Here is an 18,869-nt window from a genome sequence, read left to right as displayed (position 1 = left end):
CCGGCCCCGGGACCCTGCGGTTCAGAGTTGACGCGCTCCCGGGGGCTGTCAAGGGTCCCGGGAGGCGCGGGGGCGCTGTAGCCCGCGCCCGGCGGCGCTGGATACTGTGACGCCATGCCCGACTACCACGATGATCTGCGCCTGGCCCACGTACTGGCGGACGCCGCCGACGCGGTGACGATGGACCGGTTCAAGGCTCTCGACCTGAAGGTGGAGACCAAGCCGGACATGACGCCGGTGAGCGAGGCCGACAAGGCCGCCGAGGAGCTGATCCGGGGCCACCTGCAGCGGGCCCGCCCGAGGGACGCGATCCTGGGCGAGGAGTACGGGATCGAGGGCAGCGGACCGCGGCGCTGGGTGATCGACCCGATCGACGGCACCAAGAACTACGTGCGCGGCGTACCGGTGTGGGCGACGCTGATCTCGCTGATGGAGGCGGGCGAGGATGGCTTCCAGCCGGTGATGGGCGTGGTCTCCGCACCGGCGCTGAACCGGCGCTGGTGGGCGGCGAAGGGCGCGGGCGCCTTCACCGGCCGCAGCCTCACCTCCGCGACCCGGATGCACGTGTCGAAGGTGGAGCGGATCGCCGACGCCTCGTTCGCGTTCTCCTCGCTGTCCGGCTGGGAGGCGCAGGGTCGGCTCGACGGCCTCCTGGACCTCACCCGGGCCTGCTGGCGGACGCGGGGGTACGGGGACTTCTGGCCGTACATGATGGTCGCCGAGGGTTCCGTGGACATCTGCGCGGAGCCGGAGCTCTCGCTGTGGGACATGGCGGCGACCGCGATCATCGTGCAGGAGGCGGGCGGCCGCTTCACCTCGCTGGACGGGGTGGACGGTCCGGGCGGCGGGAACGCGGCGGCCTCCAACGGGCCGCTCCACGACGAGCTGCTGGGCTATCTGAACCAGCGCTACTGACCGTACCCCTCGGGCCCGTCCGAAACCGTGCGGTCCGTGAAACGTGCCGGGGGGGGCGCGTTGTGTGCTTTTCGGGCGCCCTCCCCACACTTCACCCACCCCTTGTCGACCCGCCCCAGGGGTGCGACTCTGAGAGTCCCCACACTTGTGAACTTGTGAATCGACTCACGCAGTCGGCTCGCCGAGGAGGTGGCTCGTTACATGCTCGTCCGTGACGCCATGAGCACGGTGGTCCTCACCATCGGCCCCACCCATACGCTCCGCCAGGCGGCCCGGCTGATGTCGGCCCGCCGCATCGGGGCAGCTGTCGTCCACGATCCGGACACCTGCGGGCTCGGCATCCTCACCGAGCGCGACATCCTCGACGCGCTCGGATCGGGGCTGGACCCCGACCGGGAGACCGCGTCCGCCCACACCACCACCGACGTGGTGTTCGCCGCCCCGGCCTGGACGCTGGAGGAGGCCGCGGAGGCCATGACGCACGGCGGGTTCCGGCATCTGATCGTGCTGGACGGCGACGGGCCGGTGGGCGTCGTGTCGGTGCGCGACATCATCCGCTGCTGGGCGCCCGTCCGGCGTACGGTCGCGGTCGCCGGCTGACCGCTCGCCCGGCGTCCGGTCGGCGCGGTCGGCGCGGTCGGCGCGGTCGGCGCGGTCGGCGCAGGAACGACCGGTGGGCCGGACCCCCGCGAGGGGATCCGGCCCACCGTCGACGACAGGCGTCCGGTCAGCCGCGGAGGGCCTGGACCGCGGCTTCCAGCCGCTTGCCGAAGTCGCCGTCCGCCTGGCGGAAGTTGTTGATCGCGCGCTCGGCGATGTCGTCGCGCGAGACCTTGGCGATGAACCCGGCGAGGTTCTCGATCAGCCGGCTCTTCTCGTCCTCCGAGTAGAGCCGGTAGAGGTTGCCCGCCTGCACGAAGTCGTTGTCCTCGGCGTGGACGGGGGCCTCGGTGTTGCCGGTGGTGCCGGTGACCGGGAGGGGCTGCCACAGCGGGCGGTCCGTCTGGGACGGGCCGCCGAAGCTGTTCGGCTCGTAGTTCTTGGCGCCCTGGTGACGGCCGTCGTAGAGGAAGCCGTCCCGGCTGTTGGTCCGCGCCTCGGTGGCGTGCGGGCGGTTCACCGGCAGGTGGTCGGCGTTGATGCCGACGCGGTAGCGGTGGGCGTCGCCGTACGCGAAGAGGCGGCCCTGGAGCATCTTGTCGGGGGACGGCCCGATGCCCGGCACGAAGTGCGCGGGGCTGAAGATCGACTGCTCGACCTCGGCGAAGATGTTCTGCGGGTTGCGGTTGAGCTCCAGCTTGCCGATCTCGATCGGCGGGTAGTCCGCGTGCGGCCACACCTTGGTGAGGTCGAACGGGTTGAAGCGGTAGCCGGCCGCGTCCGCCGCGGGCATGATCTGGACCTGCACCGTCCAGGACGGGAAGTCACCGCGCTCGATCGACTCGCGCAGATCGCGCTGGTGGCTGTCGGGGTCGACACCGGAGAGCCGGACGGCCTCCTCGGTGGTGAGGTTCTTGATCCCCTGGTCGGTCTTGAAGTGGTACTTGACCCAGAAGACCTCGCCGGCCTCGTTGTTCCACTGGAACGTGTGCGAGCCGTACCCGTTCATGTGGCGCAGCGTGGCCGGGATGCCCCGGTCGCCGAAGAGCCAGGTCACCTGGTGCGTCGACTCGGGCGACAGCCCCCAGAAGTCCCAGACGTTGTCCGCCTCCTGCGAGCCGGTGTACGGGTCGCGCTTCTGGGTGTGGATGAAGTCGGGGAACTTGATGGCGTCCTTGATGAAGAACACCGGGGTGTTGTTGCCGACGAGGTCGTAGTTGCCCTCCTCGGTGTAGAACTTCAGCGCGAAGCCGCGGGGGTCGCGCGCGGCGTCTGCGGAGCCGAGGTTGCCCGCGACGGTGGAGAAGCGCAGGAAGGTCTCGGTCTGCTTGCCGACCTCGGAGAGGAACTTCGCCCGGGTCCACTGCGAGACGTCGCGGGTCAGCGTGAAGGTGCCGTACGCACCGGCGCCGCGGGCGTGCACGATCCGCTCCGGGATGCGCTCGCGGTTGAAGTGGGCGAGCTTCTCCAGCAGCGCCTGGTCCTGGACGAGAACCGGACCGCCGACGCCAGCGGTCTCACTGTTCTGGTTGTCGGCTACCGGCGCGCCGGCCTCCGTAGTGAGCGGTCCCTGCGTCACGTGCGCCTCCTGCGTCATGTCCTGCACTTCCGAGATCGGCCGACTTCGATCGTCGGTCCGATGTTCCGCACAGCCTGTCCCTTGGCGTATGCCGGTCTCGATCCTACAATGGACATTGTCCAAGTCAAGTGAACATCCAAAGTCACACCCGATCGGGACTCGGTTCCCCCACTGTTAGGCTGGGCTGCATGAGCGACCTGCTGGAACGACTTCGTGGACGCGGCTGGCGCATGACGGCACAGCGGCGCGTCGTGGCCGAGGTCCTCGACGGGGACCACGTACACCTGACGGCGGACGAGGTCCACGCGAGGGCCGTTTCCCGGCTGCCCGAGATCTCGCGCGCCACCGTCTACAACACCCTCGGCGAGATGGTGTCCCTCGGTGAGGTGCTGGAGGTCTCCACCGACCGCCGGGCCAAGCGCTACGACCCGAACGCACACCACCCGCACCACCACCTGGTGTGCGCCCGGTGCGGCGCCATAAGGGACGTGCACCCGGCGGGCAACCCGCTGGCGGACCTGCCGACGGACGAGCGCTACGGCTTCATGGTCTCCGGCGTCGAGGTGACGTACCGCGGCATCTGCCCGAGCTGCGCCGCCACCGCCTGACCCCGTCCCTTCGGGCCCGCCTCCGGGCGGGCCCGGCTTCCCGGGTCGCCGGACATGACGAAGGCCCGGATCTCGATGAGATCCGGGCCTTCGTCTTCAGTAGCGGGGACAGGATTTGAACCTGCGACCTCTGGGTTATGAGCCCAGCGAGCTACCGAGCTGCTCCACCCCGCGTCGGTGAATGCAACATTACGTCAGCAGGTCGGACGGCGCAAATTCATTCACGCCGCCCCGTGGGCCCCACGGGGTCACACCGGTTACGCCGTCAGCTCCTGGTGCAGCGCCTCGCGCAGCCGCGCGGCCCGCTCCGCCACCTCGGCCGGGCCCAGCTCCACCGCCCGGGCACACCAGCGCTGCCCCTCGGTCAGCTCGCCCCGGCGGGCGGCGAGGAGCGCCAGGCGCAGTGCGGCCCGGCCGTGCCCGGCGGCCGCCGCACGGCTCCACCACAGGGCGGCCTCGCGCTCGCTGCCCTCGCGGGCCAGCAGCAGCCCGAGGTTGAAGGCACCGTTGCGGCTGCCCGCCTCGGCGGCCTCCCGGTACCAGTGGGCGGCGCTCTCCCCGTCCCCGCGAGCCGCGGCGAGCATGCCGACCCGGACCTGGGCGCGGCGGTGGCCCTGCTGGGCCGCCCGCTCGTACCACTCCTCGCACTCGGTCTTCTCCGGCATCGGCTCACCCAGCGCGGGCGGTCCCGGCGGCGGCTGGCGTGCGTCCAGCACCCCGGCCAGCCGGAACGCGGCCTCGGCGCTGCCGCCGCCCGCGGCGCAGCGCAGGTGCCGCTCGGCCTCCCGGTCCTCGCCGTCGCGCAGCAGGGCCATGCCGACCTGGAGCGCGGCGTCGGTGTGCCCGGCCGCCGCGGCGCGCTCGTACCAGCCCAGCGCCGTACGGTCCTCGTCGCGTCCGGCGTGCAGGATGCCGAGGTTGAAGGCCGCGTCGACGCTGCCCGCCTCGGCCGCCTTGGAGAACCAGGGCTCGGCCCCGGTGTGGTCGCCGGCCTGGAGGAGGAGCACCGCGAGCGCGTTGGCGGCCTCGCGGTGTCCGGCGTACGCGGCGCGGCGGTACCACTGCTCGGCCTGCGGGGTGCGGTCCTGGGCGGCACAGAGCAGGCCGAGGTTGTACGCCCCGTTGACGTCGCCCGCGTCCATGGCCGCCCGGTACCAGCGCTCGGCGGTCTGCTGCTCGCCGCGTGCGGCGTGCAGCGCGCCGAGCGCGTTGGCCGCGTTGCCGTCGCCGTCCTGGGCGGCGCGCAGCCACCACACGGCGGCGCTCTCCTCGTCGCCCGCGTCACGCAGCAGGAAGCCGAGCGCGCAGGCGGCGCGCGGCTCGCCGTCCTTGGCGGAGGTGAGGTACCAGCGTCCGGCCTCCTTGAGCTCGCCGCGCTGCTCCAGGATCGCGCCGAGGTGCAGGGCGGCGCGCCGGTGGCCCCGGGCGGCGGCCTGGCGGTACCACTGCTCGGCCTCGCCGACCCGGCCGGCGGCGGGTCCCGCCACGGGACTGTCGCCGTCGGCCGCGCTCCTGGCGCCCGTCGTCCGTCCGCCCCGGGCGGGTGCGGGCGGGTCGCCCGGCAGGCCGAGGCCCGTTCCGGTTCGCCCGGAAGCGGGGCCCCGGCCCAGGCCGAAGGCCTCGTGCGGGTCCTCGACGGCCTTCCGCTCCAGGGCGCGGGCCAGCCGGTAGGCGGCCTCACGGTGCCCCTGTTCGGCGGCGGCGCGCAGCCAGCGCTCGGTGCCGACGTCGCCGCGGTGCTCCAGCAGGTCGGCCAGCGCGTACGCGCCCAGCGCGTGGCCCTGCTCGGCGGACTGGCGCAGCCAGTACTCCGCGCCGGGCTCGTCGCCGCGCTCGCGGAAGTGCCGGCCGAGCGCGTGCGCGGCGGCGGCGGATCCGGCCACGGCGGCGATGCGCCACCAGCCGGCGGCCTCGTCCGGGTAGCCGCGCTGGTGCAGCAGGACGCCCAGGTTGTTCGCGGCGGCGCGGTCCCCGTCGGCGGTCGCGGCGCGCAGATACCGCTCGGCGCCGTCCAGCTCGCCGCGGCGCAGCAGCAGCGCGCCCAGGACGCTCATGGACGCGGTGTCCCCCGCGTCGGCGGCGCGCCGGTGGCGTGCCTCGCTCTCGGCGCTGTCCGCGGCGTCGACCGCGTCCGTGGTGTCCTCGTCGGACGCGCTCGCGGTGGCGCTCGCGTCGATGGCGGCGGTCCGCTGGACCGGTGCGCCCACCCCGGCGATGGCAGCAGCGAAAGCCGCGTCTACCGCGCTTTCCCCATCTTGGCCGCGCTGCTGCACAAACCGCCCTGTCTCCAACAGAGTTGCCCTGTCCCCCATAAATACCATCGTCGCACCACCTGTAACCCGCGTACACCTGGTATATCGCGGGCAGTAAGGTCACTACAGCGTTTTGTCGACATGCCCACAGAGAGACAAGTCAAACACGTTCCGAAGCAACTGCTGCCCAGCGAACCGCACTTCACGCCCACAGCTTGGGACCGACACGGCCTGCACGCACAACGGGCACGACGAAGGCCCGGATCCCTTGGGATCCGGGCCTTCGTCTTTTCAGTAGCGGGGACAGGATTTGAACCTGCGACCTCTGGGTTATGAGCCCAGCGAGCTACCGAGCTGCTCCACCCCGCGTCGTTGTGTTCAAACCGTACCACGACGCGGGGTGGACTCTGCTCAGCTGCCCTGGTCGGAGCCCTTCTCGGCCCCATCGCCCGCATCCGGCTTCCTCGCCGGATCCGCCGTGTCCGCGTCCGTCGGCTTACCGGCGCTCGCGGGCTCGGCCGAGCTGTCCGGCTTGGCGTCGCCCGCCGGCTTCTCGGCGCCGTCGGCCTTGTCCCCCTCGCTGCCCGCCTTGGGCTGCGCGGCGGCGGCTCGCTCCAGGGCGTCCTGAAGAGCCTCCTGGGCCTTGCCGTAGGCCGGCCAGTCCTGCTCCTGCAGCGCCTTCTCGCCGTCGGAGTACGCCTTCTGGGCATCCGCGATGGCCTTCTTGAGCGCTGCGCTGCCGGTGGCCGGGGGCTCGTCGGTCTCGCCCGGCGGCTCACTGGGATCGGGCGGCGTCGTGGCCCCGTCGTCCTCGACCCCGAAGACGGCGTTGAGCGCCTCCCCGAGGCTGTTCTCGAAGACGATCTTCGAACCGTACGAGGCGGCCACCTTGCGCAGCAGCGGGTAGTTCTGGTTGCCACCGCGCGTGTAGACCGGCTCGATGTAGAGGAACCCGCCCTCCAGTGGAACCGTCAGCAGGTTTCCGTACTCGATGTCCGAGTCGGTGCCCTTGAGGTTCCTCACGAACTCGGCGACGTCGTCGTTGCCGTTGAGCTCACTCTGTACCTGGCCCGGGCCCTTCACGGTGGAGGTGACCCGTAGCAGCCGCATCTCGCCGTAGTCCTTGCTGGCCGCGTCCGCGTTCACCGCCATGAAGGCACCCAGGTTGGGACGCCCTCTGGGAGTGAACGTGGTGGTCAGCGAGAACTGCTGCTCGTCCTGGCCCGGCATCTTCATGCTCAGGTAGTACGGCGGGACGGAGCCGGGCTCCTTGTTGGTCGGGTCGTCCGGCACCTGCCACGCGTCACTGCCGCTGTAGAACTGCGCGGGGTCCTCGACGTGATAGCGGGTGAGCAGCTCGCGCTGCACCTTGAAGAGGTCCTGCGGATACCGCAGGTGGTCCATGAGCTCCCGCGGAATCTCCCCGCGGGACTCGACCGTCCCCGGGAACGCCTTGCGCCAGGTCTTGAGGACCGGGTCCTTGGTGTCCCACTCGTAGAGCTTGACCTTGCCGTCATAGGCGTCGACGGTGGCCTTCACCGAGTTGCGGATGTAGTTGACCTGGTTCTGCTGGGCGACGACCGCGCGCTGGTTGGTGGTCAGCGAGTCGGCCGTGGTGTCGCCGAGCGTGGTCCGGGACGCGTACGGGTAGCCGTTGCTCGTGGTGTACGCGTCGACGATCCACTGGATCCGGCCGTCGACGACCGCCGGGTAGGCGTCGCCGTCGATGGTCAGCCACGGGGCGACCGCCTCGACGCGCTCCTTGGGCGTGCGGTTGTACAGGATCCGTGAGCCCTCACCGATGGCTCCCGAGTACATGATCTGCGGCTCGCTGAAGGAGACCGCGTACGCGGCACGGTTGAAGGTGTTGGAGAGGTTGACCCCGCTGTCGCCCTTGTAGCTGGTGGTCTTCTCACCGTCCTCCTCGTAGTCGAGCTCCTTCTGGGGCCCGCCGACGATGGAGTACTGCTGGGTGTTCTCGCCGTAGTAGATCCGCTGCTCGTACTTGTCGAACTCACCGGTGGTGGGCAGCCCCGACTCGCTGAAGTCCGGGGACCCCGTCGGGTTCGTCCCGGTGGTCGTGCCCCGGGCCGCGATGGCGCCGTAGCCGTGGGTGTACGTGAAGTGGTCGTTGATCCAGTTCCGCTTGGGCAGGCCCTGGATGTTCAGCTCACGCAGACCGATGACGGTGTCCTGCTCCTTGCCGTCCTTGTCCTTGTAGCGGTCGACGTCCAGCGTCTTGGGGAACTGGTAGTAGTTCCTCCGCTGCTGGAGCTGCTGGAAGGCCGGGGAGACGACGTTGGGGTCCATCACGCGGTAGCTGGCCGCCGTGTTGGCCGCCGCCCGCAATTTGGTGTCGTCCTCCGTCGTCGCCTGGCCCTCGTAGTCGTCCACCGTGGCGTCATCGATGTCATACGCGTCGCGTGTGGCATTGATGTTCTTCTGGATGAACTCCGCTTCCTTGGCCTGCTCGTTCGGCTGGACCTGGAACTTCTGCACGATCGCCGGGTAGAGCCCGCCGATCAGGATCGCCGAGAGCACCATCAGACCGAAGCCGATGACCGGAAGCTGCCAGGTGCGGCGCCACAGCGTCGCGAAGAACAGCACGGCGCAGATGGCCGCGATGCAGAACAGGATGGTCTTCGCCGGGAGGTAGGCGTTGGCGTCGACGTACCGCAGGCCCGTCCAGTTGTCCGCGGCCTTGAAGTCACTGGACTTCACCGCCAGCCCGTACCGGTCGAGCCAGTACGCCACGGCCTTCAGGGAGACGAAGATGCCCAGCAGTACCGAGAGGTGGCCGGTGGCCGCCCCGGTGGCGCGGGCGCCGGGGCTGGTGATGCGCAGCCCGCCGTACAGATAGTGGGTCAGCGCGGCGGCGATCAGCGACAGCACGGTCGCCGCGAAGCCGAAGCCCAGCAGGAAGCGGTACCACGGCAGGTCGAACGCGAAGAAGGCGACGTCCAGCTGGAACTGGGGGTCCTTCTGTCCGAACGGCACGCCGTTGACGTACAGGAGCCACGTACGCCACTGACCGGAGGCGGAAGCTCCGCCGATCAGTGCGACGAGCGCCGTGACGGCGAGCAGCACCCACTTCTTGTAGGGGGCGATGCTCATCCGGTAGCGGTCCAGGCTCTGCTGCTCCAGGGACATCGCGCTCAGCGGCGGCCGGAGCCGGTGCGCGAGCCAGATGTTCACTCCGATGGCGATCGCCATCAGCAGTCCGAAGACGAGGAACAGCCCGATCTTGGTCCACAGGGTGGTGGTGAAGACGGATGAATACGCGACCGACCTGTACCAGAGCCAGTCCGTCCAGAACCCGGCGAACATGACGAAGGCCATGGCGAGAACCGCCAGGACACCCAAAGTCATGAGCAGGGTACGGGCGCGCCGGGACGGGCGGCCGACTCTGATCCGTGGCCCGGTCGGGCCTCCGCCGCGGTCCGGCATCTGGAAAGCCAACGTGCGCACCTCGTAGTTCGCGGTCGTGTGGACAGGCCCAGCGATCCTAGAGCCCACCTATGCAACTTACTGAGGCTTTACCTAGTTCCCGTTCCCGGGGCGGAAGGAGGCAGGATATTGCCCATGCCCAACGTTTCCCCCGCAGGACCCCCGATGGCCGCGAGTCCGCTCACCGTCGCCGTCCTCGAAATCGACGCCTATGCCTCCCAACTCGGCTGGGACCAGCCCGCCCGGCTGTTCGCCCTGGTCGACACCGCGCAGTTGCGGGTCCAGGAGCCCTCTCTCGCCGTTCAGCTGGGTCTTGAGGACCCCAGCTCCTCCGTCGCCGCGCTCACCCCGGTCGAGCAGGACGAACTCCCGCCGGGCACCGCGCTCGACGACTTCCTCGGCACGATCGCCTGGCCCGACGCCGTGGTCGGCTGCGCCATGACGGTGGAGCGGCTGATGCTGCCGCCGTCCGCCGAGACCTCCGTGCCGGACGGTCTGAACGACAAGCAGCTGACCCAGTGGGTCGCCAAGCACCCCGACCGGCAGGAGGTACGGATGACCGTGGCCGTCCTGCGGGACGGGGCCCGCGAGTCCGCCGTACGGCTGCGCGAGAAGGACTCCCCCACCGAGGTTCTGACCGGCGCCGGTCTGGTGCCCGGCCTCGCCGAGGCGCTCGCGGCGACGTTCGAGTCCTGATGGGGCCGCTGCCCGGGGCCGTCGTACGGTTCCCGGGCGGCGCGGCCGTCAGCCGGTCGAGCAGCTCGGCAGACCCGCGGTCTTCCCCGTACGGATCTGCTCCATCGACTTCGTGGCGTCCTCGATGGTCTTGACCCGCACCAGGGTGAGCCCGCCGGGCGTGTCGGCGGCGGCCGACGCGCAGTTGTCGTCGGGCGTGAGGAAGTAGCGGGCGCCGGCGTTCCGGGCGCCGACCAGCTTCATGTTGATGCCGCCGATCGGGCCGACCGTGCCCGCCTCGTCGATGGTGCCGGTGCCCGCGACGAACTTGCCGCCGGTCAGGTCACCCGGGGTGATCTTGTCGATGATGCCGAGGGAGAACATCAGGCCGGCGCTCGGTCCGCCGACGTCCGCGAGCTTGATGTCGATCTCGAACGGGAACGTGTGGTCCGTCCCTGCCCTGATCCCGACGATCGCCCGGTCCTTGCCGCCCTCCGCGCCGTCGCCCTCGGCGGCGGGGGCCTTCGCGGTCCTGATGGTGATCTCCTCGCCGCCCTCGGGGGCACGCCCGGCCTTCTCGGCCGCGGCGGCGGTCTTCGCCGGGATGATGGTGAAGGTGACGTCTTCGCCGGGCTGGTGCTTGGTGACGAGTTTCGCGACGTCGCCGGGCTCCTTGACCACGGTGCCGTCGACTGCCTTGATCACGTCGCCCGCGTGCAGCTTGTCCTCGGAGGGGCTGCCCTTGACCACCGTGGAGACCACGACCTGCGTGGCGACCGGGATGTCCAGCTCCTTCAGGGCGGCCACCTTGGCGCTCTCCTGGGACTGGCTGAACTCCTCGGCGTTCTCCTGGGTGGACTGCTCCTCGGTCTTGCCGTCCGGGTACAGCGTGTCGTGCGGCACCACGACGCTGTCGTGGGCCAGCCAGCCGTAGACCGCCTCGAAGATGTTCATCCGGTAGTCCGCCCCGGTGACGCGGACCGTCGTCATGTTGAGGTGCCCGGATGCCGGGTACGTCTTGCGACCGGAGATCTGCAGGACGGGCTCGCCACGCGCGTCGCCCAGCGTGTTCACCGTCGGTCCGGGGGACATCTCCGAATACGGCACTTTGACCAGCACGCCTGCGCAGAGCAGCGCGATGAGGACGAGGGCGGAGGCGAGCATCGTCGCGGTGCTGCGTGGCATGGAACGACAGTACGGGAAGGGCCTGTCAGTGCACCGCCGGGGCCGGTCCGTACGGGGGGACCGGAACGCGGCGGAAGGTGGTCACGCGGCGTGCGTCGGTCTTCAGAGAGCCCCGGAACCGGAGTGCGATTTCTCCATCGCGTCACGGAACCTGGCGTAGCCGGCGAGTTCGGTGACATCGCCGGTCGTACGATTGCGGGCAGCCCAACTCGCCCATATCGCACCACCGACAGCAGCGAAAAGTGGAATCAACAGCCAAGCGAGTGCCGCCATCACGACCTCCCTACCCCATGAGCGACCGGATGCCCGATCAGCAGATTAACGATCCGGAAGACCAACGCTCATGGCGGGGGTGCCATTACGCAAATCGGGGCGGATGCGCTCCGGTCCGGTTTGCGCTCAGCAGGCTCCGACCCACTCCTCCGTGCCGTCCGAGAAGCGCTGGTGTTTCCAGATCGGAACCTCGTGCTTGAGGTCGTCGATGAGCTTGCGGCAGGCGTCGAAGGCCTCGGCGCGGTGCGGGCAGGCGACGGCGACGACCACGGCCAGGTCGCCCACCTCCAGTTCACCCACTCGGTGGACGGCCGCCAGTGCGCGGACCGGGTGGTCGGCGACGACCTTCTCCGCCACTCGGCGCAGTTCGTCCTCGGCCGTGGGGTGACAGGAATAGCCGAGCGCGCCGACGTCCTGTCCCGCGTCGTGGTTGCGCACGGTGCCGACGAAGAGCGCGATGCCGCCCGCCGCGTCGTCGCCGACCGCGCGGAAGACCTCGTCGACGGAGAGCGGGGTGTCCCGGATCGCCAGCAGCCGGATGGGGTCGGCCGCCGCGTGCTCGCCGGGATGGTCGTGGGTGGGTGCCATGCTCCCATCGTGCCGTACGGCTCCGACATCCCGGAATTGCCTGTTCTTCCGGCGGCCGACCGGCCGCTTTGGAGCCTCCTACAGGGCCACGGGCGCCGTTGCGCGGTCAGATGCGGCGGCGGGCCTTGCGGGCGCGGCGCACCACGGCGGCCGCGCCGAGCAGGGCGACCGTCGCTCCGGCGGCTCCGGCGGCGGTGGCGTCCTTGCGCCCGAGGCGGCGCCCGGCGAGCGTGTGGCGGCCCTCGACCTCTTCGAGGAGGGCGCCGAGCACCTCCTCGTTCGTCCACTTCGGCCGCCAGCCCACGTCGTGCAGCCGGCTGACGCTGACCACCCAGGGGTGCATCGTGTACGCCAGGTCACCCGCAGGGGACGGGGTGAGGCCGATCCGGTGCAGCCGGGCGGCGGCCCCGAGTGCCACGGCGGAGGGCAGCTCCATCCGGCGCACACCGCTGAGCTCCTCGACCTCCTCCTGCTCCAGCCAGCCGTCGCAGCCGACCGCGAACTCGCCGTCGATCTTCTCCAGGGCGGCGTACTCCAGCGCCGTCACCAGGTCCTCGACGTGGCAGAACTGCCAGGTGGGGCGCGATCCGGCGACGACCAGGAGGCGCGGGGACTCGAAGTAGCGGGTCAGGGCGGTGTCGGTGCCGCCGACCAGGACGGTGGGGCGCACGACGGTGACATTGAGCCCCGGGTGAGCGCGCGGGGCCCGGCGGCCGAGCCGCTCGATCTCCAGGAGGTCGCCGACGCCGGTGGCCTCGGCGGTGGCCCGCAGTTCCGCGTCCTCGGAGAGCGGCACGTCGTTGTCGGCGAGCGCCCCGTAGACCATCGCCGAGGTGCACAGCACGACCCGGTGGACCCCGACGGCCGCCGCGGCGGTGAGCACGGTCTGGGTGCCACGTACGTTGTACGCGGTGCGGGCCGCGGGGTCGGTCTCCAGGTCGAGGTCGAGGGCCAGGTGGACGACGACGTCCGCGCCGCGCAGCTTCTCGGCGATCGCCGGATCGCGTACGTCCAGGATATGCCAGGTCGCCTCGGACACGTCTCCCCGGCGCTCGTCGATCGCGATGACCTGCTTGATCGCGTCGGATGCGGCGAGGTGGGCGGTCAGCAGTTCGCCGATGCCGGTGGCGGCGCCGGTGACCGCGACGACGGGGCCCCGGTTTCTGGGGGTCCTGGGGCGTTTCGTCTCGGGTGTGCTCTCGGGCGAGGGGTCGGTCAGGTTTCGCGCTGCGCGAACCTGCGGATCTGGGGAACTCACCGGGCGTCTCCAGCGGTTGTCTTCAGTACGTACCCGAATGACGCGTACGTACCAGGTGGCGTCCATCCTGCCGCAGGCCGGGAGTCGGCGGAGCACTGAGGCCCGAAGCGGGCGTGGTGTCTACGCTGGATGGTGATGTCGGGCAGTCGCCGTCGGTTCGAGCCGGCGGCCCTACGAGCCGAGGAAACCCGTGAGTGACACCCCATTCGGATTCGGCCTTCCGCCGGAGGAGCCGGAGAACGGCGACGAGGGCAAGAAGAAGGACCCCACCGAAGGTGGGCAGGGCGCGGGCGGGCCCGGAGGCCCGTTCGGATTCGGTCCGGGAGCGGGCGGGGACAACCCGTTCGCCGCGATGTTCGGCTCGATGAATCCGAACGATCTCGGTGCCGCCTTCCAGCAGCTCGGTCAGATGCTGAGCTACGAGGGCGGTCCCGTGAACTGGGACATGGCCAAGCAGATCGCCCGCCAGACGGTCTCGCAGGGCGCCCCGGACGGCTCCAAGGACGCCAGTGTGGGCCCGTCCGAGCGCACTGCGGTCGACGAGGCGCTGCGGCTGGCCGATCTCTGGCTGGACGGTGTGACGTCGATGCCGTCCGGTTCGGTCTCCACCGTGGCGTGGAGCCGCGCGGAGTGGGTCGAGGCCTCGCTGCCGGCCTGGCAGCAGCTGGTCGACCCGGTGGCCGAGCGGGTGGGCCTGGCGATGGGCGATGTGCTGCCCGAGGAGATGCAGGCCATGGCGGGCCCGCTGATCGGCATGATGCGGTCGATGGGCGGCGCCATGTTCGGCCAGCAGATCGGGCAGGCCGTGGGCGTGCTGGCCGGTGAGGTGGTCGGTTCCACCGACATCGGGCTGCCGCTGGGGCCGGCGGGCAAGGCCGCGCTGCTCCCGCTGAACGTGGAGAAGTTCGGCAAGGACCTCAGCGTCCCGCAGGACGAGGTGCGGCTGTATCTGGCCCTGCGCGAGGCCGCTCACCAGCGGCTCTTCGCCCATGTGCCATGGCTGCGGTCGCATCTGTTCGGTGCTGTCGAGGCGTACGCCCGCGGTATCAAGGTCGACACCAGCAAGCTGGAGGACGTCGTCGGCCAGTTCGACCCCTCCCAGCCGGAGCAGTTGCAGGACGCCCTTCAGCAGGGCATGTTCCAGCCGGAGGACACGCCCGAGCAGAAGGCGTCCCTGGCCCGTCTGGAGACGGCTCTCGCGCTGGTGGAGGGCTGGGTGGACGCGGTGGTCCACGAGGCCGCGAAGTCCCGGCTGACCTCGTCCGACGCGCTGCGCGAGACGATGCGCCGGCGCCGTGCCTCCGGTGGACCGGCCGAGCAGACGTTCGCCACGCTCATCGGTCTCCAGCTGCGCCCGCGCCGGCTCCGGGACGCCTCGCGCCTGTGGGCCTCGCTCACGGACGCCCGGGGTCTGGAGGGCCGGGACGCGCTCTGGGCCCACCCGGACATGCTGCCGACGGCCCACGACCTGGACGACCCGGACGGTTTCGTCCATCACGAGCAGGCCGACTTCTCCGAGCTGGACAAGATGCTCGGCGAGGCGGCGAAGGGCTCGCGGAAGCCCGCGGCGGAGGACGAGGCGAAGCCGAAGCCCGTCGAGGGCGAGGACGACGGCAAGGGCAACGGCGACGGCGACGGCGACGGCGACGACAAGGGTACGGACGAGGGCAAGGACGGCCGCGACCAGTGACCCTGCGCGACGACGCCGTTCTCGTACTGAAGGGCTATGCCCAAGGGGACGAGGCCGGTGACCAGGCGGAGCTGCGTCAGGCCTACCTGGATCACCTGGCACAGCACGAGGACGGCATGTGGAAGGCGTGCGGGGCCGGGCATGTCACGGCCGGCGCCCTGGTGATCGATCCGGAGCGGGAGAGGGTTCTGCTGACCCTGCACCGGAAGCTGCGGATGTGGCTCCAGATGGGCGGTCACTGCGAGGAGCGGGACGTCACCCTGGAGGCGGCGGCGATCCGTGAGGCGACGGAGGAGTCCGGCATCACGGGGCTCACCCTGCTGCCCGGCGGACCGGTCCGGCTGGACCGGCACCCGATTCCGGCTCCCTGCAACCGGCACCTCGATGTGCAGTACGCCGCGCTGGCCCCGCCCGGAGCGGCGGAGCGGATCAGCGAGGAGTCCCTGGAGCTGCGCTGGTTCGGCTACGCGGACGTGCCGGGGGTGGCCGACGCGTCCGTGGTGCGTCTGCTGGCGGCAACGCGGTCCCGGTTGTAGCGGCGGGCCGCAGGGATGTGCGTAAGGGGCGGCCTCCGAGAGGCCGCCCCTTATTGCTTCGGCTTGCGGGTGCGGGTCAGTTCCAGGCGTTGTTCTGGTTCTGGCCGTGGGAGCCCTGCTGGCCCGCGCCGAACTGGGCGCGGGCGCCCTGGCCGATCTGGGCGTTCTGCGGCGGCATGACCTCGCTCGGCTGGACCAGGGCGAAGCCCTGGCCGAGGAAGCTCAGCTCCCAGCCCTCTCCGGTGTTGCCGCGGCGCCTGAAGACACCCGAGGAGTGCGTCTGGGCCTGCATCTGCACACGCAGGGAGCTGGACCAGGCGACGATCGCGTCCGCGTCGACGTTGACGTACTTCTCGGGCGTGACCTGCATCATCAGGGGCTGGCCCGAGGTCATGAGGGCGACCTTGCCCGAGCCGGAGATGTTGAGCTGGTACTTGCCGCTGCCGGAGATCCCGTACTGGCTGTCCACCGCGATGACCTCGGTGTGCAGCGAGGAGTCGAGCGCGAGGACGTAGGAGCTGTCCACGGTCATCCCCTCGCGGTCGACGTCCACGACGTGGATGTACTGCGCGAGGTTGGCGAGGTAGACGGTGCCCTGGCCGGACACGCGCATCAGGTCGAGGCCCTCGCCGGTGTTCGCGCGGGCGCGACGCCGGTCCTGGGACTGGTACTCCCCGTCGAAGTCCATCAGGCCCTGGTAGGCGACCATGGCGCCCTTGCGGGCGAGGACGTCGTCGTGGCCGGTCAGCGAGACCCGCAGGAGCTGCGGGTTCTGGATCGCGTAGCGGTCCTGGGTCTGCTGCTCGGTGTGGCTGAAAAGCGGACTCTGCATGATGTGTTCTCCCTCCCCGTCAGTTCCGGATCCGCAGCCGGTCCGTGCTGTCCTCGCTGGGCTGGACGACGACGATGCCCTGGCCGGAGAAGGCCATCTGGTACGCCTCGCCGCTGCCGCGGCCGATCAGCGAGCCGGCCTTGAAGCTCCGCTTGCCCTTCACCTTGAGGTTCGGGGACCAGGCGACGAGCGCGTCCGGGTCGACGTACGTCTCGTCCTCACCGCGTCCGCAGTCGACGACGATCGGGGTGCCGCGCGAGGTGATGGCGACCCACCCGGTGCCCTGGACGACGACGTTCCACAGGCCCTGTCCGGCGAACTTGGCGAGCCCCTTGACCTTCTCGACGCCCCAGGTGAGGTGGGCGTCGAAGGCGAGGAGGTTGGTGCCGTTGACGGAGATGGAGTCGTTGTCGAGGTTGATGACGACCACGTCGGCGCCGTAGTCGGCGAGGTAGAGCAGTCCGTCGCCGGAGCACTTCATGACGGGCGCGCCCTCGCCGGTGATCCACTGGGAGGCGATCTGCCGGGCGGCGGGCGGGTTGGGCTCGTACTGGATGAAGCCCTCGTACGCCACCATCGAGCCGGTGCGCGCGAAGAGGTCCTGCCCGGAGGCCATGGCGACCTTGAGCATGGTCTTGCCGTGGTTCTCCATACGGGCCGTGACAGGGGTCGGGGCGAAGCCCGCGAGTTGCTGGTTCATGACGGGCTCCCTCAGACCTCGTAGGGCTGGACGACGATGAAATTGCCGGGGGCTCCCCGGAACTGGAGGTTCACGGTCTCCCCGCTGTGGCCGGGGTACGCGTTGCGGCGCAGCCGGACCTGGCTGGAGACGATCACCTGGGAGGCGGCCGACCAGGCCACCACCGCGTTGCAGTCGGCGAAGGTGGTGGGCGTGACCGGCAGGACGACCGGGGTGCCGTGGGTCTTCACGATCACGGTGCCGGTGCCCTGGAACTGCATGGTGAACAGGGCGCCGCCGGGGATCCCGTGCCCTTCGACCCGGCGGACCTCGTACTGGAGGGATTCGTCGAAGGCGAGGACGCTCTCGGCGGAGACGCAGATGGCATCGCCCTGCAGCTCGATCGGGTGCAGGTGCGAGCCCTCCTCGGCGAGGAAGACCTGGCCGCGGCCGGTACAGCGCATCAGCTGCATCTCCTGGCCGGTGGCGTTGCCCACGGCGCGGCCGACGAATCCGGCGCTCTTGTAGCCGAAGTCCACCTTGCCCTGGTACATCACCATGCTGCCCTGGCGTGCCAGGACCCCGGAACCGCCCATGGTCAGGTCGACCCGCATGAGCTGCTGGTTCTGCGGGGTCCAGCGCTGCCCGGTCGCGGTCTCCTTGTACGGCTGCAGAGCCGCCTGGAGACCCGCGCCCGTGGCCGGCACTCCCTGGGGCACGCCTTGCGGCATCCCGACGGGGGGCTGCTGGCCGTACGGGGCCGGCGCGGGCTGACCGTAGGGGGCGGGGGCGTGCTGACCGAAGGGAGCGGCGGGCGGTGCGCCTTGGCCGGGGATCTGGCCGAACTGGGGCTGCTGCGGCTGCTGGGGTTGGCCGTACGGGGACGGGGCGTGGGGCGCCTGCGGCGTCTGGGGAGCGAGCGGCGCCGCGATCGTCGGCGCCGCGTGCATCGGCTGCTGCGGTGCGGGCGGCGGCGTGGGCGCGGACGGGGCGCCGAAGGCCGGTGCGGGCTGCTGGGCCTGGGCCGAGGGCGGCGCGCCGAAGGCGGGGGCGCCGCGGCCTGGGCCGGCGGGGCGAATCCCGGAGCGGCGGCCGGTTCGGCGGCGGGCGGCGCCTCTTCCTCGGCGACCTCGCCCCCGAAGTTCTTCAGGAGCGCGTCGAGACCGCCGTCGAAGCCCTGGCCGACGGCGGCGAAGCGCCAGACGTCCTTCAGGTAGAAGTCACCGAGCATCACGGCGCGCTCGGTGGTGAACTCCGACCCGGTGAAGGCGTACCTCACCACTTCCTCGCCGCCCGCGACGATCCGGATGTATCCCGGGCCGATCTGCGACATCTGCCCGGAACCGTCGAGCGTCGCGGTGAAGGAGAGCTTCTGGATGGCTGCCGGAATGCGGTCGAGCGTGACGCGGAAGGACTCGGTGTCACCGGACTGCGCGCCGAGGAGCTGAATGGACTCCTCGGGCGATTTCGGCTGATTGAAGAAGATGAAGTACCGGTCGTCGGAGAGCTGCTCATGGGCGTCGAGGCCGAAGCAGCTGATGTCGAAAGTCAGCCCCGGGGCCGCGATCTGCACGCCTACGTACAGATCCGTCCCTGCCGTGAGATCACTGATCTTGGCCTTGTGGCCGCGTTGGAATTCCCTGGCCATGCGTAACGACCGTCCCCCATCCCGAAGGTAAATGCGTCGCGTCAGGCTAACCGCAAAGGACGACATCCGACCAAGCCGGTACACACCCGGTACAGAATCGGCGA

14 protein-coding genes, 2 tRNA genes and 1 pseudogene are annotated in these 18,869 nt (G+C 70.5%); 6 read left to right on the top strand and 11 right to left on the bottom strand.

Going from position 1 to position 18,869, the window contains the following annotated elements; all coding sequences use genetic code 11:
• Nucleotides 1-114 precede the first annotated feature (114 nt).
• The gene (gene hisN / locus AC3CH1_RS18060; RefSeq protein ID WP_382238841.1) at nucleotides 115-915 is read left to right on the top strand and encodes a histidinol-phosphatase; all 801 of its coding nucleotides are present in this window, start codon (nucleotides 115-117) and stop codon (nucleotides 913-915) included.
• Between the two features lie 201 nt (nucleotides 916-1,116).
• Nucleotides 1,117-1,515, top strand: coding sequence for a CBS domain-containing protein (locus AC3CH1_RS18055; RefSeq protein WP_488463876.1), 399 nt, complete (start codon nucleotides 1,117-1,119; stop codon nucleotides 1,513-1,515).
• Nucleotides 1,516-1,642: 127 nt separating this feature from the next.
• Here AC3CH1_RS18055 and AC3CH1_RS18050 read toward each other — a convergent pair whose 3' ends face one another.
• Nucleotides 1,643-3,112, bottom strand: coding sequence for a catalase (locus tag AC3CH1_RS18050; RefSeq protein ID WP_488463875.1), 1,470 nt, complete (start codon nucleotides 3,110-3,112; stop codon nucleotides 1,643-1,645).
• Between the two features lie 170 nt (nucleotides 3,113-3,282).
• Here AC3CH1_RS18050 and AC3CH1_RS18045 point away from each other — a divergent pair, with 170 nt between their 5' ends.
• Nucleotides 3,283-3,702 carry a Fur family transcriptional regulator gene (locus AC3CH1_RS18045; protein WP_361325496.1) on the top strand — a complete coding sequence of 140 codons (420 nt, stop codon included), beginning with the start codon at nucleotides 3,283-3,285 and terminating at the stop codon, nucleotides 3,700-3,702.
• 100 nt (nucleotides 3,703-3,802) lie between these two features.
• Here AC3CH1_RS18045 and AC3CH1_RS18040 read toward each other — a convergent pair.
• The 4 genes from AC3CH1_RS18040 to AC3CH1_RS18025 all read right to left on the bottom strand — a co-directional run bounded on the left by AC3CH1_RS18040 (nucleotide 3,803) and on the right by AC3CH1_RS18025 (nucleotide 9,401).
• Nucleotides 3,803-3,876: transfer RNA gene (locus AC3CH1_RS18040), tRNA-Met, on the bottom strand.
• Nucleotides 3,877-3,959: 83 nt separating this feature from the next.
• The gene (locus AC3CH1_RS18035) at nucleotides 3,960-6,023 is read right to left on the bottom strand and encodes a tetratricopeptide repeat protein (RefSeq protein WP_488463874.1); all 2,064 of its coding nucleotides are present in this window, start codon (nucleotides 6,021-6,023) and stop codon (nucleotides 3,960-3,962) included.
• A 226-nt stretch (nucleotides 6,024-6,249) separates the two neighbouring features.
• A tRNA-Met gene (locus AC3CH1_RS18030) sits at nucleotides 6,250-6,323 on the bottom strand.
• 42 nt (nucleotides 6,324-6,365) lie between these two features.
• A complete protein-coding gene (locus AC3CH1_RS18025; RefSeq protein ID WP_488464430.1) occupies nucleotides 6,366-9,401 on the bottom strand; it encodes a UPF0182 family membrane protein in 3,036 nt (1,011 codons plus the stop codon).
• A gap of 135 nt (nucleotides 9,402-9,536) precedes the next feature.
• Here AC3CH1_RS18025 and AC3CH1_RS18020 point away from each other — a divergent pair, with 135 nt between their 5' ends.
• Nucleotides 9,537-10,097, top strand: a complete 561-nt coding sequence (locus AC3CH1_RS18020; protein ID WP_488463873.1) for a PPA1309 family protein — start codon at nucleotides 9,537-9,539, stop codon at nucleotides 10,095-10,097.
• 48 nt (nucleotides 10,098-10,145) lie between these two features.
• Here the strand turns inward: AC3CH1_RS18020 and AC3CH1_RS18015 are convergent, their stop codons facing one another.
• From AC3CH1_RS18015 to AC3CH1_RS18005, 3 genes are all read right to left on the bottom strand, one after another.
• Nucleotides 10,146-11,261, bottom strand: a complete 1,116-nt coding sequence (locus tag AC3CH1_RS18015) for a YlbL family protein (RefSeq protein ID WP_488463872.1) — start codon at nucleotides 11,259-11,261, stop codon at nucleotides 10,146-10,148.
• A gap of 399 nt (nucleotides 11,262-11,660) precedes the next feature.
• A complete protein-coding gene (locus AC3CH1_RS18010; RefSeq protein ID WP_488463871.1) occupies nucleotides 11,661-12,122 on the bottom strand; it encodes a molybdenum cofactor biosynthesis protein MoaE in 462 nt (153 codons plus the stop codon).
• A 106-nt stretch (nucleotides 12,123-12,228) separates the two neighbouring features.
• On the bottom strand, nucleotides 12,229-13,380 hold the full coding sequence (locus AC3CH1_RS18005) for an SDR family oxidoreductase (RefSeq protein ID WP_488463870.1): 1,152 nt from the start codon (nucleotides 13,378-13,380) through the stop codon (nucleotides 12,229-12,231).
• A 190-nt stretch (nucleotides 13,381-13,570) separates the two neighbouring features.
• On the opposite strand from AC3CH1_RS18005, the gene AC3CH1_RS18000 reads away from it, so the two are divergent.
• Nucleotides 13,571-15,070 (top strand): zinc-dependent metalloprotease, encoded by a 1,500-nt coding sequence (locus AC3CH1_RS18000; RefSeq protein WP_488463869.1) that lies wholly within the window; start codon nucleotides 13,571-13,573, stop codon nucleotides 15,068-15,070.
• On the top strand, nucleotides 15,067-15,606 hold the full coding sequence (locus tag AC3CH1_RS17995; protein WP_488463868.1) for an NUDIX hydrolase: 540 nt from the start codon (nucleotides 15,067-15,069) through the stop codon (nucleotides 15,604-15,606). Before AC3CH1_RS18000 ends, AC3CH1_RS17995 begins: the two co-directional genes overlap by 4 nt.
• Before the next feature lie 76 nt (nucleotides 15,607-15,682).
• Here the strand turns inward: AC3CH1_RS17995 and AC3CH1_RS17990 are convergent, their stop codons facing one another.
• The 3 genes and pseudogenes from AC3CH1_RS17990 to AC3CH1_RS17980 all read right to left on the bottom strand — a co-directional run bounded on the left by AC3CH1_RS17990 (nucleotide 15,683) and on the right by AC3CH1_RS17980 (nucleotide 18,765).
• Nucleotides 15,683-16,438 (bottom strand): AIM24 family protein, encoded by a 756-nt coding sequence (locus tag AC3CH1_RS17990; RefSeq protein ID WP_488463867.1) that lies wholly within the window; start codon nucleotides 16,436-16,438, stop codon nucleotides 15,683-15,685.
• Between the two features lie 19 nt (nucleotides 16,439-16,457).
• On the bottom strand, nucleotides 16,458-17,138 hold the full coding sequence (locus tag AC3CH1_RS17985; protein ID WP_097935650.1) for an AIM24 family protein: 681 nt from the start codon (nucleotides 17,136-17,138) through the stop codon (nucleotides 16,458-16,460).
• A gap of 11 nt (nucleotides 17,139-17,149) precedes the next feature.
• Nucleotides 17,150-18,765, bottom strand: a pseudogene (locus AC3CH1_RS17980) (TerD family protein).
• Nucleotides 18,766-18,869 lie beyond the last annotated feature (104 nt).

The sequence above is a fragment of the Streptomyces sp. MGP-P1 genome, assembly GCF_057766565.1.
The sequence above is the reverse complement of the archived record's forward strand: the minus strand, read 5'-3'. Positions and strand labels throughout refer to the sequence as shown.

What these genes read in the sequence shown, in the direction of transcription:
- hisN (WP_382238841.1), top strand. Translation starts at nt 115, where the DNA reads ATGCCCGACTACCACGATGATCTGCGCCTGGCCCACGTACTGGCGGAC.
- AC3CH1_RS18055 (WP_488463876.1), top strand. Translation starts at nt 1,117, where the DNA reads ATGCTCGTCCGTGACGCCATGAGCACGGTGGTCCTCACCATCGGCCCC.
- AC3CH1_RS18050 (WP_488463875.1), bottom strand. Translation starts at nt 3,112, where the DNA reads ATGACGCAGGAGGCGCACGTGACGCAGGGACCGCTCACTACGGAGGCC.
- AC3CH1_RS18045 (WP_361325496.1), top strand. Translation starts at nt 3,283, where the DNA reads ATGAGCGACCTGCTGGAACGACTTCGTGGACGCGGCTGGCGCATGACG.
- AC3CH1_RS18035 (WP_488463874.1), bottom strand. Translation starts at nt 6,023, where the DNA reads ATGGTATTTATGGGGGACAGGGCAACTCTGTTGGAGACAGGGCGGTTT.
- AC3CH1_RS18025 (WP_488464430.1), bottom strand. Translation starts at nt 9,401, where the DNA reads ATGCCGGACCGCGGCGGAGGCCCGACCGGGCCACGGATCAGAGTCGGC.
- AC3CH1_RS18020 (WP_488463873.1), top strand. Translation starts at nt 9,537, where the DNA reads ATGCCCAACGTTTCCCCCGCAGGACCCCCGATGGCCGCGAGTCCGCTC.
- AC3CH1_RS18015 (WP_488463872.1), bottom strand. Translation starts at nt 11,261, where the DNA reads ATGCCACGCAGCACCGCGACGATGCTCGCCTCCGCCCTCGTCCTCATC.
- AC3CH1_RS18010 (WP_488463871.1), bottom strand. Translation starts at nt 12,122, where the DNA reads ATGGCACCCACCCACGACCATCCCGGCGAGCACGCGGCGGCCGACCCC.
- AC3CH1_RS17990 (WP_488463867.1), bottom strand. Translation starts at nt 16,438, where the DNA reads ATGCAGAGTCCGCTTTTCAGCCACACCGAGCAGCAGACCCAGGACCGC.
- AC3CH1_RS17985 (WP_097935650.1), bottom strand. Translation starts at nt 17,138, where the DNA reads ATGAACCAGCAACTCGCGGGCTTCGCCCCGACCCCTGTCACGGCCCGT.